Genomic DNA, 21513 nt, shown 5'->3' with positions numbered 1-21513 from the left:
CCTGTCCACGACCCTAAATAAGTGTCCAGGGATAAAAAATAGTGTCCATACAAGACTGAAGACTGGAAAATGCACGGGCCTTTCCCCAAGCGTTTCTCCAGTCTTTTTTCATCCTCCGCGGCGATCAGAAGCAGGGATTTCCCTGATGAATCCCGAATTAAAACTCAAGCAGAATCCCAGACTGTACAAGGGTTTGGTGATGTGGGCTTTGGCTTTTCTAAAGCCTTTACCCTGACTTTAGAGAACCTGATCTCAGCTTTTACCCAGTCATTTAACCTTGCTATTTGGACACTAATTATTATCTCGGAAATCGGGTAGAAGCCTTTCGAAATAAGACAACAGATGAGGGTTCCATCAAGCCGTGAAAACGGATTGGGGGATCTTTTTTTGTATTGAAAAAGCAATAGTCAGATAAGACAGTTATCACTCGAAAGTGCTCACTGAATTACGATTAATGCCCGCATTTCGTTCAAATCTGTACCGATACAGTTTTACTTTTTATGAATTGTAGCACTTAGAACTCGCCATTACAATGAAGTGGCAAGGAGCATTATTGTGATTGATACAAGGAGGTAAGATGAAATCATGGCTTACTACATTAACGGTAACCGTCGGAATTATTACATTGAATTTGGGATCGGCCGTCCTGTCATCCTATTGCATGGCATCAGCAACTCCGGTCGCGCCTGGGCGCCACAGATTGCGCCGTTGGTCAAAGCGGGATATCGGGTGATTGTGCCTGACCACGCCGGGCATGGTGCTTCGGCAAGGCTCGACCGGCCATTGGGCGTATCTGATATTGCCATAGATGTGCTTGCGCTACTCGACTATCTTTCGATCGAAGCTACCGATATCATCGGCCTGTCACTGGGCGGGATGGTGGCGCTCGAGATTGCGCTCACACAGCCTCGGCGCGTCGGTAAACTAATCGTCGCTAACAGCTTCGATACGACGGCAACAGAGGAGTTCCGAAACATGGCTGAAGGATGGGCTAGAATGTTCCGAGGTGAGGACGGTCCAGTCAAGCGGTTTGAAGGCATCTGGCCTATGAATGTCAACGAAGCATTCCGTGCCAGTGCGGAAGGGATGAGAACCTATCAGGTATGGCATGGGCTAGCAGCGACAGCCGACGGACAATCGCTCGCTTATGTGGCGGAGGGAATTGTCGGCTTCGATGCAATCATGCGTATGGACTCCCTTACCATGCCCGTCCTGTTCATTGCAGGCGAGCAGGATCGCATGTCACCGCCAGTTATTTCCCGCCGCATGTCGGATCGCGTTCCGAATGCGCGTTATGTCGAGATTCAGGGTGCCGCACATATTTCCAATGCGGATTCGGCTGCGGCATTCAATGAAGCTGTCATTTCCTTCTTTGGCGAAGTTCGCGGTCAATAAAGCGTGAAATCGTGAGACAATACGTCCTTTCCAAACTCCACAATCAAGGGCGGTGCATCCGCACACAGTAAGTGATCCGGCTTACCGAATGTCAATTGCAGAGGGGGTATATAATGTCTTGTTCTCATTCCAGCAAGCTTTTTAATGGAAAGTCCGTTAAGCATGGAGCTAACTCTCTCTCAAATCCTGTCCCTTCTTATTCTCGGAATATTTCATGCGGGAATCGTCTATATGATTTTTAACCAACTCATTAAACAATCCGGAGCTGCTTTTGCCTCATTAACTAATTATTTTGTTCCCGTGATAGGTGTTGTTCTCGGTACAATTTTGTTGGGGGATCAGTTTGATATGAATACGTGGCTAGCTTTATTTATCATATTGGTTTCGTTGCTTATTGGGAGTTTCGCGTCCTATAAACATACAAATATGTAATTTTCCATTATTTTAGTGGCTATTAAAGAGTCTTTTTTTGCTAGGATGGAAGATAGCGCAATCTATCATCTCTAGTAAAGTGAGGATATCGAAGTGACCTTTCGACGCAAAATTGTATTGTTAACGGCTGTGGCCGCGATGTTTATAACCGGAAGTTTGGCATGGGGAGAATCAAAGAGTGCAAGTTCAGGTTTGCCATTCGATGATATTGCTGGCATATACGGACAGCAGGATATTGTCACCTTATATAAGAAAGGCATTGTGAACGGGTCTGGTAATCGACGCTATGAACCGGAGAAATCTGTGACCCGAGCGGAGTTAATCAGCATGATCAATCGAATGTTTAATTTGCACCCCGTGGCAAGTGACATTTCTGCCTATGATGACGTGCCGCGCAGCGCTTGGTACTATGGTGCGGTTCAAGCTGGGTCATTGCTGCATTTGGTACAGGGAACAGGGGAGAGAAGCTTCCAGCCGCAGCAGCCTGTAACTCGCCAGGAAGCGGCTGCAATGATTGTACGTGCCTTCAAGCAATCAGCGATATCCGGCTCTGGAGTATTGTCTTATCCAGATTCATCGCGTATTGCGAAATGGGCAGTACCGTATGTAAGCATCATGCAAAAGCTGAACCTTATGACCGGTGACGATGAAGGGTTCCGTCCAAATGATCCGCTGACCCGGCAGGAGACGGCCGTCGTATTGAATCGGGCGCTTCAACGTCCTGATTGGTCGAAGGCTCTGACGAAGACCCCGCCGAAGCGCATCGAGATGGGATGGATGCATGAGCTTACGACGCAGCAGTATATAGAGAAGGTTTCGGGATCAACCGTTAATACATTATCGCCAAGATGGTATTTCCTTGATGAGAAGCAGACGGTTACAGATCAAACTGATAAGGCGCTCCTAACGTGGGCGAAGCAGCATGGCAAGCAGGTGTGGGCGCTTGTCGGCAATCGCTTCAATGCGAATTTAACGCATCAGGTGCTTACGGATCCGACGAAGAAGAATGCGGTCATTGCGAAGCTGTCGGGCTTTGTGAAGACATATGGGTTAGATGGTTTAAATCTTGATTTTGAAAATGTGCGACCAGATGATAGACAGGCCTTAACCGTGTTCGTGTCGGAACTGGCGGCTAAGCTGCATCAACAGAAGGCAGTCCTATCTATTGATGTGTCTCCTGACTTGGGGACAGATTGGACGGAGGCGTTTGACTATGCAGCACTTGGCAAGTCTGCGGATTATATGGTGCTGATGAGTTACGATGAGCACTGGGACGGTGCGCCGAATGCGGGATCCGTGTCATCGCTGCCATGGGTGCAGCGCGCGCTGGATAAACTTGTGGAGTCGGTACCGGCTAACAAAGTCATCGCAGCACTTCCCTTCTATACGAGAGATTGGGCGATCAAAGAAAAAGGTGTTTCTTCCCGTGAAATGACATTGAACGAGCAGGGTGAGCTGCTTCGTTCCCGCAAGGTCAAATGGGATGACCGAACATCACAGTATATCGCTGACTTCATGGATCGAGGAATAAGACATCAAGTGTGGGCAGAAGAAAGCCGCTCCCTGAGTTCGAAGTATGCAATGGCGAGCAAGCGCAATGTAGCGGGATTTGCCTATTGGTATGTAGGTGCTGAGACGAACGATGTATGGAAGGCACTAGATAATCAGTGGAGATATTCTTCGTTAACATTTTGATACAGGTTACATGTACGTAATAAATTGAATGGTGAATGAAAAAGTAATGGAGCAAATCGGAATTCAGGAGACTATTTTTATCATTCATATCGAACGAGCAATCCGAATTAATCTGGTTGCTCGTTTTTTTGTACTGCAATACATTACACGGTTGATTTCTTCTTTTTTCCCTCGGGCAAGCATACACTGAGAACGTACAGGCTGCTCGTTGCACCGACCGGAAGGGGGAATCGGATGTGAACAGGTGGCGTTCGAGCGGGTTCCGTGCGCGGCGATGGAGATGGCCGAAAATATCTTGGAGCAAACGCCGTCCAGGCTGGAGAGCGTCAGGGTGGCGTCCACGGCCGAGGATGCCAGTTGCAAGTCAATCAGAAGCCAAAAATGTATCAACAGGCTGGAGCAGCAGACAAGCGAAGCCGAAGCGAAAACGCAGAGCCTTCTTCATTGCGCTCGTTATTTTCACCCTATTGACAGTGCAATTGTTTGTCTACGTGGATAGAAATGTGAAGGGGCCGCTCATGCATTTGGCTAAAATTCGTGTAAAGCAAATTGCGACGCAGGCCATTAACCGAGCGATTACCGATCAGGTGATGCGTGGACGAGAACTCGATAAGCTGATTGAATGGAAAACCGATTCACGCGGTAAAGTGACAAGCTTCGTCTTGAATTACAACGAGCATATGCGGATTACCTCCGAAACGGTAGATATTGTAGAGTCCTCGCTCAAGAATATTCATGAAATCAGTGACAAGATTCCGCTTGGTCAAGCGCTGGGCAGTCCACTGATCGCTTCCTTCGGCCCACGGATACCGGTTAAGATGGAGCCGCAGGGTGCGGTTAAGGTGGAGTTGAATACTCGCCCTATGGACGTTGGCATCAATATGGTACTGGTTGAGGTGTATATCAAGGTGACGGAAGAGGTCGCGATTGTCATTCCATTCGATCTGGAGCCTGAAGTGGTTGAAACTCAAATTCCAATCTCCTATTTGCTCGTCGTAGGGGATGTTCCAATGTACTATTATGATGGCAAGGGCCAGCCAGTGGGAGCGAATCGGGAAAAAGCCCCTGCCTTGTCGCTGCCTATGCAGTCGGTTCCAAGCAGCGGAGGAAGTGGGAGTATTACTTCCGGCAGCAAGCAGGAAGGGATAACAGTTCCAGCACAGACGGAAACGCATGCTGATCCGACAGCTCCGGCCGAGACTGGTGATGTGCAGCAGCATGGCGGTAACGGCAATACTGGATCGTGATCGGATTATGGCGCACAAAGATATGAAATGAAAAGTATGATGAGGCTGTAAGCGATAAAAAATCAATTCTGTATGATAAAGGGCGCATGCATCTGTATCAGATGTGTAATGGAATGTGTATGGGATTCGTATATGAAGAAGGGGCACATTCATCGGTACGGCCGAAAGATGTGCCCTTTTTGCCTTATTTAGAACCCAATCGTTAGCGCCGCTTGGAATTCAGCCGCTTGCGTTTATCGGATTGTTCCCACTGATACAGAAGCGGGTACGGATCGAATGCGTACTCGACTAAGCCGCGATCGCGATATACGCCATAATGGAGATGCGGAGGGAACTTGCCTGATGTGCCAGGCTTGCCATATCCAGAACTGCCAACCCATCCTACTGTCTGACCTGGGGTGACGATATCGCCAACCTTAATATGTTTTTCATAACCAGAAAGGTGGGCGTAATAATGATAAATGTTATTCAGATCACGTATGCCGATCCGCCAGCCGCCGTAACGGTTCCAGCCTTTCACCTCAACGATGCCATAGCAGGTGCTGCGCACAGGAACCCCATATCCGGCAAAGATATCGGTGCCTTCATGAATACGATATCCCCCGTAATGCCGTCCCATTCCAAAAGTACTTCGATATGAATAGGAGCTTCCAAGAGGCAATGGGAAAGTATACTCGAACAGATCTACTTTATCGAAATGCTCGAAAATCCGCGCATACTGCTGGACACGCTGAACAGCACGTGGATTGGAATAATAATGCCACAGTCCATTGCCGAAATCTTCGACATTAGGCCCATAGGCTCCAATGATCGAAGCGACGCTGTAGAGCAAGTCCACATCATTCGAGGCGTCCGCACGATTGTCCCCGGAACCGTCGCGTCCAATACCTCTAAAGATAGATATCGACTTCGGGTTGTCATCATTGATATCCGGGTTTAGCATGCCAGCCCATTTATGGGGATCCACATATACGCCTGTTAGTCGATCTGGATGTTTACGCTGTTTTGGGTTGGCTTTGGTCAACGCCCGCTCGTACTGGTCGATGGCAGCTAATCGGTACCAAGGGATTCCGGTCAGTATCGACATTTGCTCATATAAATTTCGACGCTCTTTCCATACATCCCCTGCCGGGGATGGTGCCTGACCAGAATCTTTGGCAGCTCCAGACTGCTGGCTAGACTGAATCTTCTGCTGCTGTGAACCAGACGGAGCGGCATGAACCGACACCGCCGAATGTGGTGTCATCAGCCCCAGCCATAAGGCAAGTCCTGCACATAGATAAGATGGAGCTTGTCTCATGTCTTCATTTCCTCCTTATTCCATACCTGAAAAGGTTGATTTAATGTTAGAATGTGCGTAAATGGCCTTTTTATCCAAGCAATGGACACGTAGGTATAGATTTTGAAGGGTTCATGGTATAATACAGAATTAGGTCAAGGTTAAGCGAACAAGAAGGAAGGTAGACTCCATGAAAACGAGAGAGCAGAAGCAGAAACCAGATTGGATACGCATCAAGCTGACTACCGGAGAGAACTATTCCGAGATTAAAGATATGATGCGCTCCAAAACGTTGCACACCGTATGCGAGGAAGCACGTTGTCCGAACATTTATGAATGTTGGGCAAATCGTACGGCGACGTTTATGATTTTGGGAGACATCTGCACTCGTGCTTGCCGCTTCTGTGCGGTCAATACCGGCATGCCGACGGAATTGGACTTGCAGGAGCCAGAACGCGTAGCAGAAGCTGCAGAGCGCATGGGCTTGCGCCATTGTGTCGTTACATCCGTAGCCAGAGACGATTTGAATGATGGAGGAGCATCGATCTTTGCAGAGACGATCCGGGCGCTACGTCGCCGGTTGCCACTCTGCAGTGTGGAAGTGCTTATCCCGGACTTTATGGGTAATTGGGATGCACTTAAGTTGGTTATGGACGCAAAGCCAGACATTCTCAATCATAACGTCGAGACGGTAGAACGGTTGTCCGACCGTGTACGTGCGAAGGCGAAGTATGAACGCACACTTGAATTGTTGAAGCGTGCTAAGGAAATGCAGCCGAACATTCCTACGAAATCCAGCATAATGCTTGGCGTAGGGGAAGAATGGGATGAAATCTTGCAGACAATGGACGATCTTCGCGCCGTTGATTGCAACATTATGACAATTGGACAGTATTTACAGCCGACGAAGAAACACTTGTTCGTTGAGAAATATTACACTCCAGAACAATTTGCAGAGCTGAAGAACGAAGGATTGAAGCGTGGGTTCAGCCATGTGGAATCGGGACCACTTGTCCGCAGTTCCTACCATGCGCATGAACAAGTCCAGTCCGCTCATAAGTCCATGGCTACACAAGCGTAATCGTGTTGTTAGCCGCTGGCGATGAGACGGAGTTCGCCTAAAGAGTGACCGTTCGAGAAGCCGATGTTCAGCAGCGGGAAGAATGCATCATCTACTCGATGTCCCAGTCTCCTTACAAGTTGCTAGCGACTTGTAAGGAGCAGCGGCGGCAATCGGGAGGAGAGGGAGCATGCAGGCCTCTATGTTATGGGAACAACCTCGATAAAGCGCGCTCCTCCGTTCGTGCTTGAGCCTGCTGCGGCAGGGGAAGGGGGAATCACGGACGTGATTCAAATTGGAGGCAGATCGTACGAAGTCATTCATGAGTACAAGAACGCATGGAATCCGGAAGCATTCAAGGGTCGCTATAGCGAAGTACTAGAACGGTATGATTACATTCTAGGGGATTGGGGATACAATCAGCTTCGCCTCAAAGGCTTCTTCCGTGACACTCATGCGAAATCCACTAAGGATAGCGCCTTGTCCGGAATGATGGATTACATTAATGAATATTGCAATTTCGGATGCGCCTATTTCATATTGGAGAGGGTAGGCAACAAGGATGTCCGTGTAAGGACTGCTGGAGATCAGGGAGATGAAGCAGAACAAGAAGGTGCAGCAGCATTGGAAGCGCCTACTGCGGATTTGCCGCCGCAGCAACCGAAGCAGGGGATCGTACTCCAGCCGAAGCAAAATAATCAGGATGAAGTAGCGGAACCAGCTGCGAAGCCATCCTCGTCTGAGCGTAAGCCTCGTCATTCGCGCAATCGCAATAAGCAGAATCATGGCAAAGGCGGTACACCGAATCAGGCAGGTGCGCAGCCACGACCTGCTGCGGAATCGAAGGAACGGGCAGAGCGGGTAGAACGCGCACCTAAAGAAGTGCGTTCCTAAGCAGACACAGTATAATACCATAGTAGATGGACTTACCGGCACCGCTTCTCATCTGTTCAAGACGAGAAGCGGTGCCGTTTGCATGAATAGGACATAGCAATGCCCGCCGTCCAGTGAACAGCGGGCATTGTGAAGTTGAACTTATACGTTATAACAGCCGTGCTCGTCATATCCGAGGAAGGCTTCACGCACCCGATTCCAGAACGGGAATGGACGATAGCGAATAAATGTTACCTTCTGATCGGCGACTCTACAGCGTATGGAGCACAGCTGCTCCAACGGAATGTTGATATGATCAACCGTCAGGAGCAATTTCTGCTTCTTCTGAGAATGGATGTCGCAATGATGATGCTTCGGCAAAATAAGCGACGATCCAAGCGTACGATACACACGGTTGTTGATGGATGAAATCTCAGCAAGTTGAATCGATGGGATCGAGGGGTGAACCATAGCCCCGCCGAGACTCTTATTGTAAGCTGTACTTCCAGACGGAGTAGATACGCACACCCCATCTCCACGGAACATTTCGAACAGTTCGTCATTAATATCAATTTGAGCGACGAGCGTATTTTCTACCCCTTTAAGCGTAAACTCATTCAATGCGATGTATGTCTTGTTGGAGCCGTTGTCATGAGTAGCGACTTGCAGCTCAATTAGCGGATACTTGACGATGCGCGGTGATATTTGATCTTGAGTTCGATTATCTGCAATCAACTGAACGAGCATCTCAATTTCATCTGGCTTCCAATCCGCGTAAAACCCGAGGTGGCCGGTATGGATGCCAACAAATGCAAGTTGATCAAGCTGATCGATGTATCGATGGAACGCTTGAAGCATCGTGCCGTCTCCGCCTATGGATAATACAATATTCGGTTCGTCATCATCACGTACTAGGCCCCGATCGTTGGCCAGTTGGTGGAACGTGTCAGCTAATGCGGCAGATACGTCGTCTCCCCGGTTCATTACTGCGTACTTCAAGGCGTTGGCTCCTTTGCACTGCTTTTCATTAAGATTTATAACGAAGTATATCCAATTCCATATTATACGTTCCACATCTGGAATACAATCGCCATTTCATCTGAAGCAGATTACCGTTCCCTTATCTGCCCATTCGATGGAAGTATCGCAGCAATCCAACAGCCGCTGATCCGATGCTCAATATAATGAGAATGGCGAAGGCTGCTAGAAGACCAGTATGTGTGGCTGACCATGCTGTATTCCATACTTTCGTTGGGATTATGCTGTTGTCTAAGTCAGACAGCCACGTAGGGAGCAAGGATTGTACCGTTCTTGTATGGAGCAGCGGATACAGGATAAAAGCGGCGAATGCGGCAAGGAAGCTGTGAATGAGTCTGGAAACAAAGAAAGGAATATATCGTAAATCGCACTGATTCATAATACTAACGATTTGGGCATGGACGGACAATCCGCCCCATGACAAAATCCAAGCTGCGGCTACCACTTGTGCATGAGTGCCAGCTGAGTCCGCGGCTCCAGCGCCCTTAGCGCCAAGAGTGACCTCAAATATTCCACCGGAAAAGGCGGAAGAGAGGGAGGCGGGGAATTGAACAGTCTGAAGCAGCCCTTGCAGCACAGCCTCCCATACACGCATAACCCCAATTGCGGACAGCAAGTCCATCGCAACGGAGAAAAAGACAACCAGCCCTCCTACAACGATCATAAGCTTTAAAGAGGAGGCAACAGCCTCCTGCAATAAGGTGCCGAGGGAGCGGCCATCCTTCTGCCTTGCCTCATGCATGGCCCAGAAGGCGCGGACAACGAGGGGAGTCTGCCTGACACGCTTCGTCTGTCCATGGGAGGAGATCGGCTCGACAGCTGCTGCTATGGGTGTCATAGGAGCATGCGGAGCATGGAATCGCATCAATAGCCCGACGACAAATGCCGCTCCGTAATGAGCAAGTGCAATCGTAAGAGCTAGGCTGGCGTCTCCGAAAAATCCGATGGATACAGCACCTATTAGAAATATGGGATCGGATGACGTGGTGAAGGCGACGAGGCGCTCCCCTTCTTCACGGGAAATGAGCCTCTGCATTCGCAGCTGAGTGGTGAGCTTGGCTCCAACAGGGTAACCGGAAGCATACCCCATAGCGACCACAAACCCGCCGATTCCAGGGATGCGGAACATCGGGCGCATGATTGGATCAAGCAAGGTGCCAATGAAGTGTACAATTCCGAAACCAAGCAGAGCTTCGGATATAATAAAGAACGGGAGCAAGGATGGGAACAGAACGTCCCACCAGATGGCCAACCCCCGTGTCGAAGCGGATAATACGGTGTCAGGATATATGATCATTAATAAAATGAAGAGACCAATCGTTGCTGCGATGAGTACAATCTGGATGGAGGAGCTTGTCCGAGAGCGGCTCATTGTATATTCACTCCCTCTACTTCTTCAGTCAATGGGACGACCACTGCAATACAACATATGATAAAGGGACAACAATCATGCTGTTCACCTTCAGAACAGCGCTGTGATGATACAATTCTGTCTTTATTCTGTAATCAAAACGTAAAGGAAACGCTTGCATTTATCCGTGTCATTTCGGGAAGCATTATGGTACACTAAAAATACAAGAAAGATGAAATGCGTATCCGATCGTTAGGGGTGATTGGTGTGAGCATTATTGCAGGCATCCTTGTTTGCGCTTTTGTTTATGTCATTCGGGAATCGTTAATGGGATCACCAGAAGAAGATTGGTAAATAAAGGTAAGAAGAGACTACAACTACGGCCAGACGCTGAACAGATGCTCAGCGTTTTTTTGTGCTTATTTGCGCGTTCACCATTCATTTGATTGAAACTTCTGCTCGTTTGTAATAAAGTGTTGAACAAGGACTACTTTATTGACGAAATGCTGGCTGTTGATGGCAGTCGCATGATGGAGAATAGATAGGAGCGATTATGGAACGGTACAGTCAAACAATATATGAGGCGATCGGCGGAGAGGCGACGGTTCGGAAGATGGTGGAGGCTTTCTATCCACGAGTCCAGGCTCATCCTTTGCTTGCGCCACTATTCCCAGAGGATATTATGCCGGTAATGGAACGACAATTCATGTTCTTGACGCAGTTTTTCGGAGGACCATCTCTCTACTCTGATCAGTTCGGACATCCAATGATGCGTGCACGTCATCTACCATTTCCGATAACGCGTGATCGTGCAGATGCATGGTTAGGCTGCATGCGGGAAGCGCTTCATGAGATTGGAATGGAGCCAGGGCTGGCAACGATGGTTATCGATCGCTTATCGGGCCCAGCGTATCACTTTATTAATACGAATGATGAGGCTTAATTCCTTGTTCAAATAGAACGGCTCATGTATTCCATAATAGATTCGTTTTCATGGACTTCGTGCGACTCACATAATCGATCAGCAGAAAAGAGGAACGATTTATGGAGGTTGAACCGCTTTTTACGGTGAAGGTAGGCTGTCCGTACTGTGAACAGGTATTTGTTACTTCGCGTGTACGGCCTCGCTTCAAGAAGCCCTCACGCATTGACAGTGATTTTTGTACGCATTATGACGAGGGCAAGGTGAATCCGGACTATTACGTAGTTCGGGTATGTCCTTCATGTGGATGTGCATCCACAGAAAATTCCTTAAAACATTGGTACGAGCCGCAGCGTAGGAAGTTCGAAGCACGCATCGCGAACCAGTGGAAGAACCGTGATTACGGTGGCGAGCGGACTTGGGAGGATGCGCTTGCAACGTACCAGCTGGCTCTGTTAACAGCTCAGACTATTGGCGAGAGCCATCGTGTGGTTGCTGGTCTTCTTCACCATATCGCATGGTTGTATCGATATCGCAATGATGTGGTAGAAGAGCGTCGATATATGCAATATGCACTTGACGCCTATGTTGCCGTGCTGGAGCAGGAGTGGCGCGATCAGAACGATGCGCGGCTCATTTTTATTATCGGGGAGCTGTATCGCAGATTAGGCGAATTCAATGAGGCTGTGAAATGCTTCAGTAAAATTGTTCATGATAAAAGGATCATGGATGCGGCAATGATCCGAGCTGCTAGAGAGCAGTGGACATTAATTCGTGAGGAAATGAGAGAAGCAACTGAAAACGCTACATCAAGTATGGCCGATTGAATGAGGAGACAAGAAGACGTGTATCCGGCAGAAGTGGGGTACACGTCTTTGTCTTGACCAGTGAAAATCAATCCTCACTGATCCATGCATTCTATCGAATCGCGCGGTCTGCGAGCAAATAATCGTTATCCGCGTCGACGATGACGAGGCGGTTGCGACAACAAGGGAATACAAGGAGCCGTTTCTTGCCGTCATGGATATCAGGAAGCTCATTTGGCTTAATGGGAAGAAGGACATTGTCTTTCTTACAAAACGGGCAGGTTGATATATACAGGTCGCCCATTAGCTGATCATACGGCAGTGTATTTTCAAATGGTATCATTCCTTGGTGTTCTCCGATGATTGTTCTGCGCCAGAAGGGCTCTGATCGGCCTTATTAAGCTCCGCGAGCTTCTGTATAAGAATGTGCTGCGGCATATGCATGAGCTGCTCTAAGGGAACATTAAGCGCCTTAGACAGTTTGACAGCAGTGTCTGCAGAGATTGGCAATGGTTTCATCTCACGAACCTCCCTATGCGAGTTCTTATAAATTTTGATATAGTTTAGTTATACACGGTCAAGGTGCAAAACTCAAACTTTGCAAGGTTGAATAGGTGTGGACAAATTAAGCCAAATGAAAGGTGTGTGCACGATGAAACAACCGTTAAGTCAAACATGGGATTTGGATGTCATTTTTGAAGGTGGATCAGAATCCGAAGCACTGCAGGCTTCACTGTCTTCTGGCGAGCAGAAAATCACTTCGATTACGAGCGAGCTTAAAAGCATGACGATCCCTCAATCGGTTGAAGAAGCCCAGCAGCTTGCTCGGTTGACACAGCAGCTGCAGCAGATGCTTGCAAAATTATCGGAAGCTGGTTCTTACATAGGCTGCTTGACGGCGCAAAACGTGAAGGATAAAAAAGCAATTCAACTATCCGATCGTGTACGCTCCATCGGCGCTCGATTAGTAACCTTGAATACGTTGTATGATGAGATCCTGCGCGGCATGGACGAGCAAGTATGGTCTGATTTTGTTGCACTGCCTGAAATTGCAGGCATCTCCTTTAATCTGACCGAACGCCGTGAATGGGCTCGGGAGAAAATGTCACCGGAGAAGGAAGCGCTTGTTGGCGATTTGGCAACGGATGGTTATCATGGCTGGGGAGCAAGTTACAACACGATTGTATCTCATTTCCGCATCACTCATGAGGAAAATGGAGAGATCGTACACTTGTCTGCAGGTCAGGCTGATAACAAGCTGTCCGATGCTGATCGCTCGGTACGAGAGGACATGTTTGCGAAGTGGGAAGAAGCATGGGGAGAGCGTGCGGACTACTGTGCTGATGCCCTTAACCGAATTGCAGGCTTCCGCTTGAAGCTATATGAGAACCGTGGCTGGAACGAAGTGTTGAAGGAGCCGCTTGCCTACAACCGGATGTCGCAGGCGACGCTAAATACAATGTGGGATACAATTGTCCGCAACAAGCAGCCGTTCGTGAAATATTTGGAGCGCAAAGCGAAACTGCTTGGTGTAGAAAAACTCACATGGTGTGATGTAGAGGCTCCACTTGGCAGCACGCAATCCAAGATTTCTTATGATGAGGGTGCGCGTACGATTGTCGAGCAATTCGAGAAGTTCAGCCCGCGTTTGGCCAAGTTCGCAGTGAATGCATTCGAGAAGCGCTGGATCGAAGCGGAAGACCGCCCTGGCAAGCGTCCAGGTGGGTTCTGTACTTCGATGCCTGCAAGCAATGAGACACGTATTTTCATGACGTATGCAGGTACACCGTCGAATGTGTCCACCCTCGCTCATGAGCTTGGACATGGCTATCATACGCATGTGATGGAGGATCTGCCTACATTTGCACAGTCATATGCAATGAACGTTGCAGAGACGGCTTCCACTTTTGCCGAGATGATCGTATCTGACTCTGCGGTGAAGCAAGCGAAGGACGAGAAGGAGAAGCTGGCGCTGTTGGAAGATAAGCTTCAACGTTCCATTGCGTTCTATATGAATATTCATGCGCGCTTCCTGTTCGAGACTCGCTTCTATGAGAAACGCAAGCAAGGAGTATTGTCCTCTGAAGAATTGTGCTCGCTTATGGAAGAGGCGCAGAAGGAAGCATACTGTGGTGCACTGGATTCGTATCACCCGCATTTCTGGGCGTCCAAACTGCACTTCTATCTGACTGGAACGCCATTCTACAACTTCCCATACACGTTCGGTTACTTGTTCAGTACGGGATTGTATGCGCGGGCTTTAGAAGAAGGCGAATCCTTCGCAGCGAAGTACGATGCATTGCTGAGAGATACAGCGGTAATGACGGTAGAGGATCTTGCACAGAAGCACCTTGGCGTAGATTTGACGAAGCCAGATTTCTGGCAATCGGCGATAGATGTGACATTGCAAGACGTGGAATTGTTCCTGCAAATGACTGAATAAATTAGAGTGACAACGGATAGACCGTGCAAGTTAAATGAGGCTTAAATAGAAAGGAAAAACAACTTGGCGACATCAACTAGGCTTCTTAAGCTGTTCCATGCTTTGTTTTACTCAACGAATGCCGTTCTGCTTTCTTATTTGCCGCTTCTATTGCGGGAGCGGGGTTTCGAACCGTTTGAAGTAGGCACTATATTAATGTTGGGGCCTTTTCTGGCGATGTTTGCACAGCCTGCCGCAGGTCTGATTAGCGACCGCATCCGAAAGGTTCGCCCGCTACTAATCGGCTTGTGGATTGTATTGGGAATATCAGCGTCATTAGCTTTTTTGACAACGGATCGTATCCTTGTCGCGGTAAGTATTCTGATTTTGTATATTTGCTATCTTCCATCGATTTCATTGCTTGATACGTTAACAGTTAAAATAGCCAATTCTATGCAGCAATCATATGGAGCTGTTCGCCTTTGGGGTTCAGTTGGCTTCACCATAACGGCTGTAACGCTAGCACAGGTATTTGATTTGGTGGGCGGAGTGGATTCACTGTTCTGGATGTATTTGCCGGTCTGGTCCAGCTTTTTTATCGGCATGTTCTTTTTGAAGGAACCGAGATATGATGATGGCGAGCCGGATGAAGCGGTGAACATGACCATTTTGAAAAAGGCGCTCACCATTCCTTCCTTGCTTGTATTGCTTGCTCTTATTTTCGTCATCGGGATGCCCCACCGGATGAATGATGCGCTACTATCGCTGCATATGAGCGATTTGGGCGCAACCTCCGGGCAGGTATCGATTGCATGGGCTGTTGCAGGATTCAGTGAAGTTTTTGGCTTCATCATTATGGGACGAATCATGAAGCGTTATCGAATGTTGACATTGCTTTCCGCCGTAGGCATGCTATATGCGCTTCGATGGCTGCTGTATTCCATAACGACGGAGCCGGTGATGCTAATCGTACTGCAAGGACTGCATTCGATTACGTATGCTTGCTTCTGGGCCTTAGCAATCGAATTCGTAGTGCAGCTTCTCCCGCAGAAATTAGCAGCTACAGGACAATCGCTGCTCGGTATGGTGTTCTTTGGCTTGTCCGGATTGGCAGGAGGAGTTATTGGCGGAGCACTGCAGGAATCGTATGGCGGTAATGTCATGTACAGCATTGGTTTTGTCCTTGCCCTTCTTGGAACATTTGGCTTCATGTTGTGGAACCGCAAGGATCGCAAGCGCACGCTTGCAGTTGAACAAGAAGCAACTGTATAACTTGCATAATGGAATTGGAGATTAAAACTTATCATTTACGGTGCTGAATAGCTGTGAGATAAGTAAATAGGTAATCCAATAACAGCGGGGCAGCCCTTAGTAGCATTCTACTAGTGGCTGCCCCGTTTGTTTTGGTTATCGAATATGCATTATTAGAATTTAAAAACTTGAATCGTGCGCTGCAACTGGATGACCTTTTGCTGCATTTGCTCCGTGGCATCGGCCATCGCTTGCACGGATGTAATTTGTTCATTCATAGAAGCAGATACTTGCTCTGTTCCCGCAGCAGATTGCTGTGTAATTGCTGAGATGTTCTCGATGGAGCTTGAAATGGTTACAGCTCCCTCCAGCATTGTGTCACTTTCATTCGCGAAGGCGGCAATTTGTTCGGTAATAAATTGAATGCTATCTACAATTTCTAGGAAGATGCGCTCTGTTTCTTTAATTAAATCCGTTTGGGCGTGAACGACCTCTTCATTGACTTGAATATTCGTAATTGCCTGGCGGATGCCTGACTCAATGCTTTTCACCAGAGTAAATACTTCCTTCGTCGAAGCGGAAGATTCTTCAGCAAGCTTGCGAACCTCCTGTGCGACGACTGCGAAGCCACGGCCATGCTCGCCAGCACGTGCCGCCTCGATAGAGGCATTTAGAGACAATAAGTTTGTCTGCTCAGCAATGTCAGAGATGGTGCGTGTAATTTTGGAGATGCCATCTGCCTGCCGTGCAAGTTCCTCAATTGTCGAAGCTACTTGATCAGTTGCCTCGATGTTGCGCTGCATGCCTGCGCTTTGTGTCTCGACTGCCGTTCTTCCCTTAGCAACGAGACCGACTGTAAGGGCAGAACGCTCATTCATTTCCTTCGTAGAGTATGTATAGGACTCAACCTTCTGCTCAATTTGCTTGACGGAATCCGACATCGATGCGACATCTTCGGAGATTTCCGCTGCTCCAATCGCAAGTTCATTTGATGAAGCTGTCACCTGTTCCATAACGAGCTTTAAATTGTGGTTCATATGATACATTTCTCTGCTTGATTCGGATACGTGCCGCGTAATATCGGTCGTTTGGCGTAAAATCTCACGAAGCTTAATGATCATGGAATTAAAAGCATGCCCTAACTCGCCAAGTGAATCATTCGTTGTCACGTTCAACGTTTGGGAGAAGTCACCCTTCGATACTTGCAGGGCTGACTGGGCAATGTCTTTGATCGGGGCACTCAATGAACTTTCCAGAAAGTTAATAATGGGATAGCTAACACCGATTAGAATGGCGATAATGATTATCCCGGTTGTAAGCGATACATCAGCTAGGAGTAGGACTATTGTCGCTAGTGCGAATAGGCCGACGATACTGTAACAGCCGAACAGCAGCTTTTGTTTGAAGTTTAACTTGTAGAACCAGTTCATAGGACCGCTCCTTTCCCCTGTCATGCCAAAATTTAGAATTTGAAATCATTATAGCATCGGCTGTGAAGATGGTCTATGAAAATGTTAGTAAATTCAACACGATTAGACGAAATTCGTCAAGACGATTTTAGGTGATGTAAAAATGTGTTGATTAAAGGAAAATAATCCCTTATACTGTGACTAAAGAACCATAAAATTGAAGCTAAGCTTCTGTCAAAATAGGGAGGAATGAATAAGATGAAGTCTGTCTCGATTCCATTAGCTAGGCAAATAAGCCTAGTTTTTGAGAAATTAGAATCAGAGCTGATTGGTTTGACAGGTGGAACAATTGTAGTTTGTCTTCGCAATGATATCATTGGGAAATTCGGTGTGAAGCACGATGCGTTGGAAAGCTGTGCTGGTGAACTAAAGCCGATTCGACAAGGATTGTCGAGGCAGCAGATTGCCCAATTTCTGCAAACGGCGATTGATGCGCTGAAACATAAAAAGCATTGGACGCATGGGGAGATTGTGTACGATTTTACAGTTAGGCATGGGGAGCTGCATGTCAGCACATGGTTTGAATCGAATCATAATATGGTTCATATTTTGGATAAGAAGGAAGAGAATCTACATACTTACAGAAATGTATCTTAATGTATTCATTCGCAATTGTCGAATGTTATTTGTAAATAAGAAAGCAGGAGTCCCTTCTAACACCAGTTGGTTGTAGTAGGACGTCCTGCTTTTTTTCGTAAGTATGGGGTGTTGCGTAACTAGCTTAAAAAGGTTCAACAGCTAAGCTTAGCGAGCGCGGCCAGCCAATTGCTGTTCAGCAATTTGTACAAGACGCTTCGTGATGTAGCCTCCGATGGAGCCCATATCGCGAGAAGTATAGTTACCGTAGTAACCATCTTGAGAAATTGGAATACCCAATTCTTGAGCAATCTCAAATTTCATTTGTTGAAGTGCTGCTGTTGCTTGAGGAACAACGAGATTGTTGGAACGGCTTCCGCTTCCTTGTTGTTGATTTGGCATGTTGTTCACCTCCTTGTGATAGTTATTATGGAGAGATAGAGATGAAATATGCGAGAGGAAGTGCTCGTTGTGAAATGTAAATAATGCCAAGTTGTCCTGATCTGGCAATCGTGGGTGGAACGCAAAAAGGAGGCTTGTCGCCTCCCCTGTTATGGATGTTGGATTTCAAGCTCTAAGTTGAGGATAACTGGCTTGTTCGGCTCAAGTTCAATCAAGCCTGTAACCTCATTGCCGAATGGAAGATTTGGCGCATCAGGAAGCCAAGTATAAGGCTCTATGCAGATAATTTCATTCGCAGTGCCTCGAGTGTAGAGAACCCAATGCTTGAACCAAGGCTCATTGCCTGTATAGCGGATACGATAACCGTCTTCGCGGGACAGCCAAGCTTCAGGCTTATGCTCGCCTATGCTGAATACCGTATCGAAGTCGGTTCCTTCTAAGTTCATTCCGGAGAGCAGCTTCTCGTTATCACCCAGCGGCAACGTATTTCCTGTCATAATAAGCTCTTCGTCCAGCTCATACACACCTGTAACAGGAACCTGCAGGGTCCAGCGGTTCGGTTCGCCATCAAGTTGTAACCACGTATGTGTTCCGAAGCCAAATGGTGCAGTCTGCCCACCAACGTTGGTTACTTGCAATTGTTGTGTCAGTTGGCTTCCCTTCAGTTCGTAAGTAAGCTCGAACTGGAGAGGTGTTGGATATTGCTCCATCCAGTGCTTATCTTCAGAAGAATGGAACTGAACCGTGACGATAGCGTGATCTTCGGTTGCTTCGGCACATATAACTTGCCACGATTGCAAACGATGCAAGCCATGAATGTGATTGTTGTTGGCTGTGTTCTGATCAAACTGATAGGACACTCCTGCATATTGGAATTGTCCGCGGCGTATCCGTCCAGGCGGCATAAGCATAGGGATGCCGAAGTGGTAAGGTTTGGTCATATAATAATCCAGATCGCTCTCAGCTGGCGTACGCAAAATATCGCGTTCAAGCACTTTGTCCCACAGACGAATGAGATTAGCGCCTAGGGAAGGCAGCAATGTTGCCTCAAGCGTGTCACTGTGAAGAATAACTGTCTCATGATCGTTCCATTTGCCTCTCGTAATCTGATACATGCGAATTGCCCCTTTGCTCGTGAAGTTATGTAATGGTTTGTTATTTTCATGATAGCAAATTCACGCATTAAAGTCATTGAAGCACACAAGGTCTAATTCAAGCGGGCGATAAACGGGCAACAGAACAGATTGACAAATACAATGATCTTCGCTATCCTTATGGCTAATTCCTAGTTATGTAGAGCTCGCATAAGTGATAGGATATAATTGAATTCGTGTAAAATGATGATGAGGACAAGTACGCTATGCGGTAGCTCCAGAGAGTCGGTGGTCGCTGTGAACCGACGCGAATGCATAGTTGGAATGGGCCTCGGAGTGCTGTGTTGAACCGGTGAAGTGCATGAAGTAGACATAGCCGCAGCTCTGCGTTACAGAGGTCAAGGCTTGCAATGAGGGAGTCAGCATAGTTTGCTGATGCTTCCTAACATTCGTAGGATTGTGCTTGTAAGAAATCACAGCCATACGATTATGCAGGCGAATTAGGGTGGCACCACGGTTCTTCGTCCCTTGCGGATGAAGGGCCTTTTTTGCGTTCTCGAGTATGACGATACAAGAATAATGATATTTGTGGAAAAGGAAGTGTTGCGTGATGAAACGCGTACTATCTGGTATTCAGCCAAGCGGTCAATTGACACTTGGCAACTACATCGGAGCAATCCAAAACTTCGTGAAGCTGCAGGAAGAACATGAGTGCTTCTTCATGGTGGTAGACCTGCATGCCATTACTGTACCGCAGGATCCGGAAAAATTGCGTGAGCAGACAGAATCTGTAGCTGCCTTGTATATTGCGGCAGGCCTCGACCCAAGCAAGTCGAACATCTTCCTCCAATCTCATGTTCATCAGCATGCAGAGCTTGGATGGTTGATGACCACACTCACCTATATGGGTGAGTTGGAGCGGATGACGCAATTTAAGGATAAGTCGGAAGGGAAGCAGTCAGTTGGATCGGGCTTGTTCGTATATCCATCTCTTATGGCTGCAGATATTTTATTATATCAAGCAGATCTTGTTCCCGTTGGCGATGATCAGAAGCAGCATTTGGAGCTTACTCGGGACTTGGCTGCACGCTTCAACGGGCGCTTCGGCGACTTCCTGACTGTTCCAGAACCGTATATCCCGGAAGTCGGCGCACGGATTATGTCATTGGATGATGCCTCCAAGAAGATGAGCAAGAGCAACCCGAACCCTGGAAGCTATATTGCCTTGCTAGATGATCCTGCTGTCATTCGCAAGAAAATCAGTCGTGCCAAGACAGACTCAGAGGCACTTGTGAAGTATGATCCTGCGAATAAGCCGGAAATCAGCAACCTGATGAGCATTTATGCACATGCCGCTGGTATGTCCATAACTGAAATTGAAGCGAAATACGAAGGCCAAATGTACGGGCCGTTCAAGAAAGATTTGGCTGAGCATGTCGCTGCGCTCATCGAGCCGCTTCAGGCCCGCTATCATGAAGTAAGACGCACAGGTGAACATCACGAGGCGCTGCGTCGTGGTGCTGAGCGAGCACGTGAAGCGGCAGAGCAGACATTGACGGAAGTGAAACGCCGGATGGGCTTCGTGCTCCCGCAATAAATCTAGGACGATTTGTTAAGCCTGCTTGCCTACTGGCCTGATGTATGATCTTGTTGGGCTAAGCTTCGCCGACGAAGCTTGGCCTTCACAATGAAGCCGCATCCCATATTCACGATAGCAAGTATGGTAAAGAGAAGAGCAAGCCAGACACTTTGGCTGATGGAGATCGCTGTTGCGATCAGCAGGGCGATGGAAGAGCATGCAAACCATAGTGATAACCATTTGTTCATGGGGAAGACTCCTTTTCGCAAAATAATGTTACAGATAAGTATAACATTTTGCAGGCCGGATAAAATAAGTTTGCAAGCTTGCACAACTAGAAGCGCCAATTGCGAAAGGAGATTCACCTATGTCTAATCGTTCTGGTTCCAACAACTTGGTTGTTCCTCAGGCTACTGCTGCATTGCAGCAAATGAAATTCGAAATTGCTCAGGAGTTGGGCGTTCCAATTCCACAAGACGGCTACTACGGGAACTACACTTCCCGTGATACCGGTTCTATCGGGGGATACATGACGAAGCGTTTGGTGCAAATGGCACAACAATCGCTTTCCGGCGGTTCCCGCTAATCGAAATGCACTAATGATTTGGCTACCCTGCGCGCG

The 21513-nt window shown here is 47.7% G+C and carries 21 protein-coding genes, 1 pseudogene and 1 other annotated feature; of the genes and pseudogenes, 13 read left to right on the top strand and 9 right to left on the bottom strand.

What is annotated here, in order from left to right; translation table 11 throughout:
- Positions 1–585 precede the first annotated feature (585 nt).
- The 4 genes from BBG47_RS04455 to yunB all read left to right on the top strand — a co-directional run bounded on the left by BBG47_RS04455 (position 586) and on the right by yunB (position 4769).
- Positions 586–1395 (top strand): alpha/beta fold hydrolase, encoded by an 810-nt coding sequence (locus BBG47_RS04455; RefSeq protein ID WP_065290684.1) that lies wholly within the window; start codon positions 586–588, stop codon positions 1393–1395.
- A gap of 126 nt (positions 1396–1521) precedes the next feature.
- On the top strand, positions 1522–1827 hold the full coding sequence (locus BBG47_RS04450; RefSeq protein ID WP_260612441.1) for a DMT family transporter: 306 nt from the start codon (positions 1522–1524) through the stop codon (positions 1825–1827).
- Between the two features lie 93 nt (positions 1828–1920).
- Entirely contained in the window at positions 1921–3522 is a 1602-nt protein-coding gene (locus BBG47_RS04445) for an S-layer homology domain-containing protein (RefSeq protein WP_083189079.1), read from the top strand.
- A gap of 236 nt (positions 3523–3758) precedes the next feature.
- Complete coding sequence (gene yunB / locus BBG47_RS04440) at positions 3759–4769, top strand: sporulation protein YunB (protein ID WP_065290682.1); 1011 nt, start codon at positions 3759–3761, stop codon at positions 4767–4769.
- Positions 4770–4971: 202 nt separating this feature from the next.
- Here yunB and BBG47_RS04435 read toward each other — a convergent pair whose 3' ends face one another.
- Positions 4972–6069 carry a M23 family metallopeptidase gene (locus BBG47_RS04435; RefSeq protein ID WP_065290681.1) on the bottom strand — a complete coding sequence of 366 codons (1098 nt, stop codon included), beginning with the start codon at positions 6067–6069 and terminating at the stop codon, positions 4972–4974.
- A gap of 157 nt (positions 6070–6226) precedes the next feature.
- Between BBG47_RS04435 and lipA the strand changes: the two are divergent.
- Positions 6227–7129 (top strand): annotated as a pseudogene (lipA, locus tag BBG47_RS04430) (lipoyl synthase); the annotation flags it as partial.
- Between the two features lie 186 nt (positions 7130–7315).
- Positions 7316–8002, top strand: coding sequence for a YutD family protein (locus tag BBG47_RS04425; RefSeq protein ID WP_083189078.1), 687 nt, complete (start codon positions 7316–7318; stop codon positions 8000–8002).
- A gap of 141 nt (positions 8003–8143) precedes the next feature.
- On the opposite strand, the gene BBG47_RS04420 is transcribed toward BBG47_RS04425, so the two are convergent.
- Positions 8144–8980, bottom strand: coding sequence for an NAD kinase (locus BBG47_RS04420; RefSeq protein ID WP_021254271.1), 837 nt, complete (start codon positions 8978–8980; stop codon positions 8144–8146).
- 121 nt (positions 8981–9101) lie between these two features.
- A complete protein-coding gene (ylbJ, locus tag BBG47_RS04415; protein ID WP_065290680.1) occupies positions 9102–10391 on the bottom strand; it encodes a sporulation integral membrane protein YlbJ in 1290 nt (429 codons plus the stop codon).
- A gap of 532 nt (positions 10392–10923) precedes the next feature.
- On the opposite strand from ylbJ, the gene BBG47_RS04410 reads away from it, so the two are divergent.
- Both BBG47_RS04410 and BBG47_RS04405 read left to right on the top strand, forming a co-directional pair.
- Entirely contained in the window at positions 10924–11313 is a 390-nt protein-coding gene (locus tag BBG47_RS04410) for a globin domain-containing protein (RefSeq protein WP_065290679.1), read from the top strand.
- 101 nt (positions 11314–11414) lie between these two features.
- Positions 11415–12119 carry a DUF2225 domain-containing protein gene (locus BBG47_RS04405; protein ID WP_065290678.1) on the top strand — a complete coding sequence of 235 codons (705 nt, stop codon included), beginning with the start codon at positions 11415–11417 and terminating at the stop codon, positions 12117–12119.
- A 91-nt stretch (positions 12120–12210) separates the two neighbouring features.
- Here BBG47_RS04405 and BBG47_RS04400 read toward each other — a convergent pair whose 3' ends face one another.
- Both BBG47_RS04400 and BBG47_RS04395 read right to left on the bottom strand, forming a co-directional pair.
- Complete coding sequence (locus BBG47_RS04400; RefSeq protein ID WP_065290677.1) at positions 12211–12441, bottom strand: hypothetical protein; 231 nt, start codon at positions 12439–12441, stop codon at positions 12211–12213.
- A complete protein-coding gene (locus BBG47_RS04395) occupies positions 12438–12617 on the bottom strand; it encodes a YycC family protein (protein WP_021258599.1) in 180 nt (59 codons plus the stop codon). The genes BBG47_RS04400 and BBG47_RS04395 overlap by 4 nt, the downstream gene beginning before the upstream one ends.
- A gap of 133 nt (positions 12618–12750) precedes the next feature.
- On the opposite strand from BBG47_RS04395, the gene BBG47_RS04390 reads away from it, so the two are divergent.
- Both BBG47_RS04390 and BBG47_RS04385 read left to right on the top strand, forming a co-directional pair.
- On the top strand, positions 12751–14541 hold the full coding sequence (locus tag BBG47_RS04390) for a M3 family oligoendopeptidase (protein WP_065290676.1): 1791 nt from the start codon (positions 12751–12753) through the stop codon (positions 14539–14541).
- Positions 14542–14604: 63 nt separating this feature from the next.
- Entirely contained in the window at positions 14605–15792 is a 1188-nt protein-coding gene (locus BBG47_RS04385; protein WP_065290675.1) for an MFS transporter, read from the top strand.
- Between the two features lie 152 nt (positions 15793–15944).
- Here BBG47_RS04385 and BBG47_RS04380 read toward each other — a convergent pair whose 3' ends face one another.
- Positions 15945–17201 (bottom strand): methyl-accepting chemotaxis protein, encoded by a 1257-nt coding sequence (locus BBG47_RS04380; RefSeq protein ID WP_065290674.1) that lies wholly within the window; start codon positions 17199–17201, stop codon positions 15945–15947.
- A gap of 237 nt (positions 17202–17438) precedes the next feature.
- Here BBG47_RS04380 and BBG47_RS04375 point away from each other — a divergent pair, with 237 nt between their 5' ends.
- The gene (locus tag BBG47_RS04375; protein WP_021254262.1) at positions 17439–17837 is read left to right on the top strand and encodes a hypothetical protein; all 399 of its coding nucleotides are present in this window, start codon (positions 17439–17441) and stop codon (positions 17835–17837) included.
- A 147-nt stretch (positions 17838–17984) separates the two neighbouring features.
- Here the strand turns inward: BBG47_RS04375 and BBG47_RS04370 are convergent, their stop codons facing one another.
- Positions 17985–18218 (bottom strand): alpha/beta-type small acid-soluble spore protein, encoded by a 234-nt coding sequence (locus BBG47_RS04370; protein WP_005551150.1) that lies wholly within the window; start codon positions 18216–18218, stop codon positions 17985–17987.
- A gap of 149 nt (positions 18219–18367) precedes the next feature.
- The gene (locus BBG47_RS04365) at positions 18368–19333 is read right to left on the bottom strand and encodes an aldose 1-epimerase (RefSeq protein WP_065290673.1); all 966 of its coding nucleotides are present in this window, start codon (positions 19331–19333) and stop codon (positions 18368–18370) included.
- Positions 19334–19549: 216 nt separating this feature from the next.
- Positions 19550–19844 (top strand) — a binding site (T-box leader).
- Positions 19845–19922: 78 nt separating this feature from the next.
- On the opposite strand from BBG47_RS04365, the gene trpS reads away from it, so the two are divergent.
- Positions 19923–20909, top strand: coding sequence for a tryptophan--tRNA ligase (trpS, locus tag BBG47_RS04360; RefSeq protein ID WP_065290672.1), 987 nt, complete (start codon positions 19923–19925; stop codon positions 20907–20909).
- A gap of 29 nt (positions 20910–20938) precedes the next feature.
- Here trpS and BBG47_RS04355 read toward each other — a convergent pair whose 3' ends face one another.
- On the bottom strand, positions 20939–21139 hold the full coding sequence (locus BBG47_RS04355) for a DUF5325 family protein (RefSeq protein ID WP_021254259.1): 201 nt from the start codon (positions 21137–21139) through the stop codon (positions 20939–20941).
- Positions 21140–21258: 119 nt separating this feature from the next.
- Here BBG47_RS04355 and BBG47_RS04350 point away from each other — a divergent pair, with 119 nt between their 5' ends.
- Positions 21259–21477 carry an alpha/beta-type small acid-soluble spore protein gene (locus BBG47_RS04350; protein ID WP_005551143.1) on the top strand — a complete coding sequence of 73 codons (219 nt, stop codon included), beginning with the start codon at positions 21259–21261 and terminating at the stop codon, positions 21475–21477.
- The last annotated feature ends 36 nt before the right edge of the window (positions 21478–21513 follow it).

The organism is Paenibacillus sp. KS1 (genome assembly GCF_001680695.1).
Taxonomy (GTDB): Bacteria; Bacillota; Bacilli; order Paenibacillales; family Paenibacillaceae; genus Paenibacillus_B; species Paenibacillus_B suaedae.
Note: the sequence above shows the minus strand (reverse complement) of the source record. Positions and strands in the feature narration are given on the sequence as shown.

What these genes read in the sequence shown, in the direction of transcription:
- BBG47_RS04365 (WP_065290673.1), bottom strand. Translation starts at nt 19,333, where the DNA reads ATGTATCAGATTACGAGAGGCAAATGGAACGATCATGAGACAGTTATT.
- BBG47_RS04350 (WP_005551143.1), top strand. Translation starts at nt 21,259, where the DNA reads ATGTCTAATCGTTCTGGTTCCAACAACTTGGTTGTTCCTCAGGCTACT.
- BBG47_RS04410 (WP_065290679.1), top strand. Translation starts at nt 10,924, where the DNA reads ATGGAACGGTACAGTCAAACAATATATGAGGCGATCGGCGGAGAGGCG.
- BBG47_RS04390 (WP_065290676.1), top strand. Translation starts at nt 12,751, where the DNA reads ATGAAACAACCGTTAAGTCAAACATGGGATTTGGATGTCATTTTTGAA.
- BBG47_RS04425 (WP_083189078.1), top strand. Translation starts at nt 7,316, where the DNA reads ATGGGAACAACCTCGATAAAGCGCGCTCCTCCGTTCGTGCTTGAGCCT.
- BBG47_RS04380 (WP_065290674.1), bottom strand. Translation starts at nt 17,201, where the DNA reads ATGAACTGGTTCTACAAGTTAAACTTCAAACAAAAGCTGCTGTTCGGC.
- BBG47_RS04435 (WP_065290681.1), bottom strand. Translation starts at nt 6,069, where the DNA reads ATGAGACAAGCTCCATCTTATCTATGTGCAGGACTTGCCTTATGGCTG.
- ylbJ (WP_065290680.1), bottom strand. Translation starts at nt 10,391, where the DNA reads ATGAGCCGCTCTCGGACAAGCTCCTCCATCCAGATTGTACTCATCGCA.
- BBG47_RS04405 (WP_065290678.1), top strand. Translation starts at nt 11,415, where the DNA reads ATGGAGGTTGAACCGCTTTTTACGGTGAAGGTAGGCTGTCCGTACTGT.
- BBG47_RS04355 (WP_021254259.1), bottom strand. Translation starts at nt 21,139, where the DNA reads ATGAACAAATGGTTATCACTATGGTTTGCATGCTCTTCCATCGCCCTG.
- BBG47_RS04455 (WP_065290684.1), top strand. Translation starts at nt 586, where the DNA reads ATGGCTTACTACATTAACGGTAACCGTCGGAATTATTACATTGAATTT.
- BBG47_RS04400 (WP_065290677.1), bottom strand. Translation starts at nt 12,441, where the DNA reads ATGATACCATTTGAAAATACACTGCCGTATGATCAGCTAATGGGCGAC.
- BBG47_RS04375 (WP_021254262.1), top strand. Translation starts at nt 17,439, where the DNA reads ATGAAGTCTGTCTCGATTCCATTAGCTAGGCAAATAAGCCTAGTTTTT.
- BBG47_RS04395 (WP_021258599.1), bottom strand. Translation starts at nt 12,617, where the DNA reads ATGAAACCATTGCCAATCTCTGCAGACACTGCTGTCAAACTGTCTAAG.
- trpS (WP_065290672.1), top strand. Translation starts at nt 19,923, where the DNA reads ATGAAACGCGTACTATCTGGTATTCAGCCAAGCGGTCAATTGACACTT.
- BBG47_RS04370 (WP_005551150.1), bottom strand. Translation starts at nt 18,218, where the DNA reads ATGCCAAATCAACAACAAGGAAGCGGAAGCCGTTCCAACAATCTCGTT.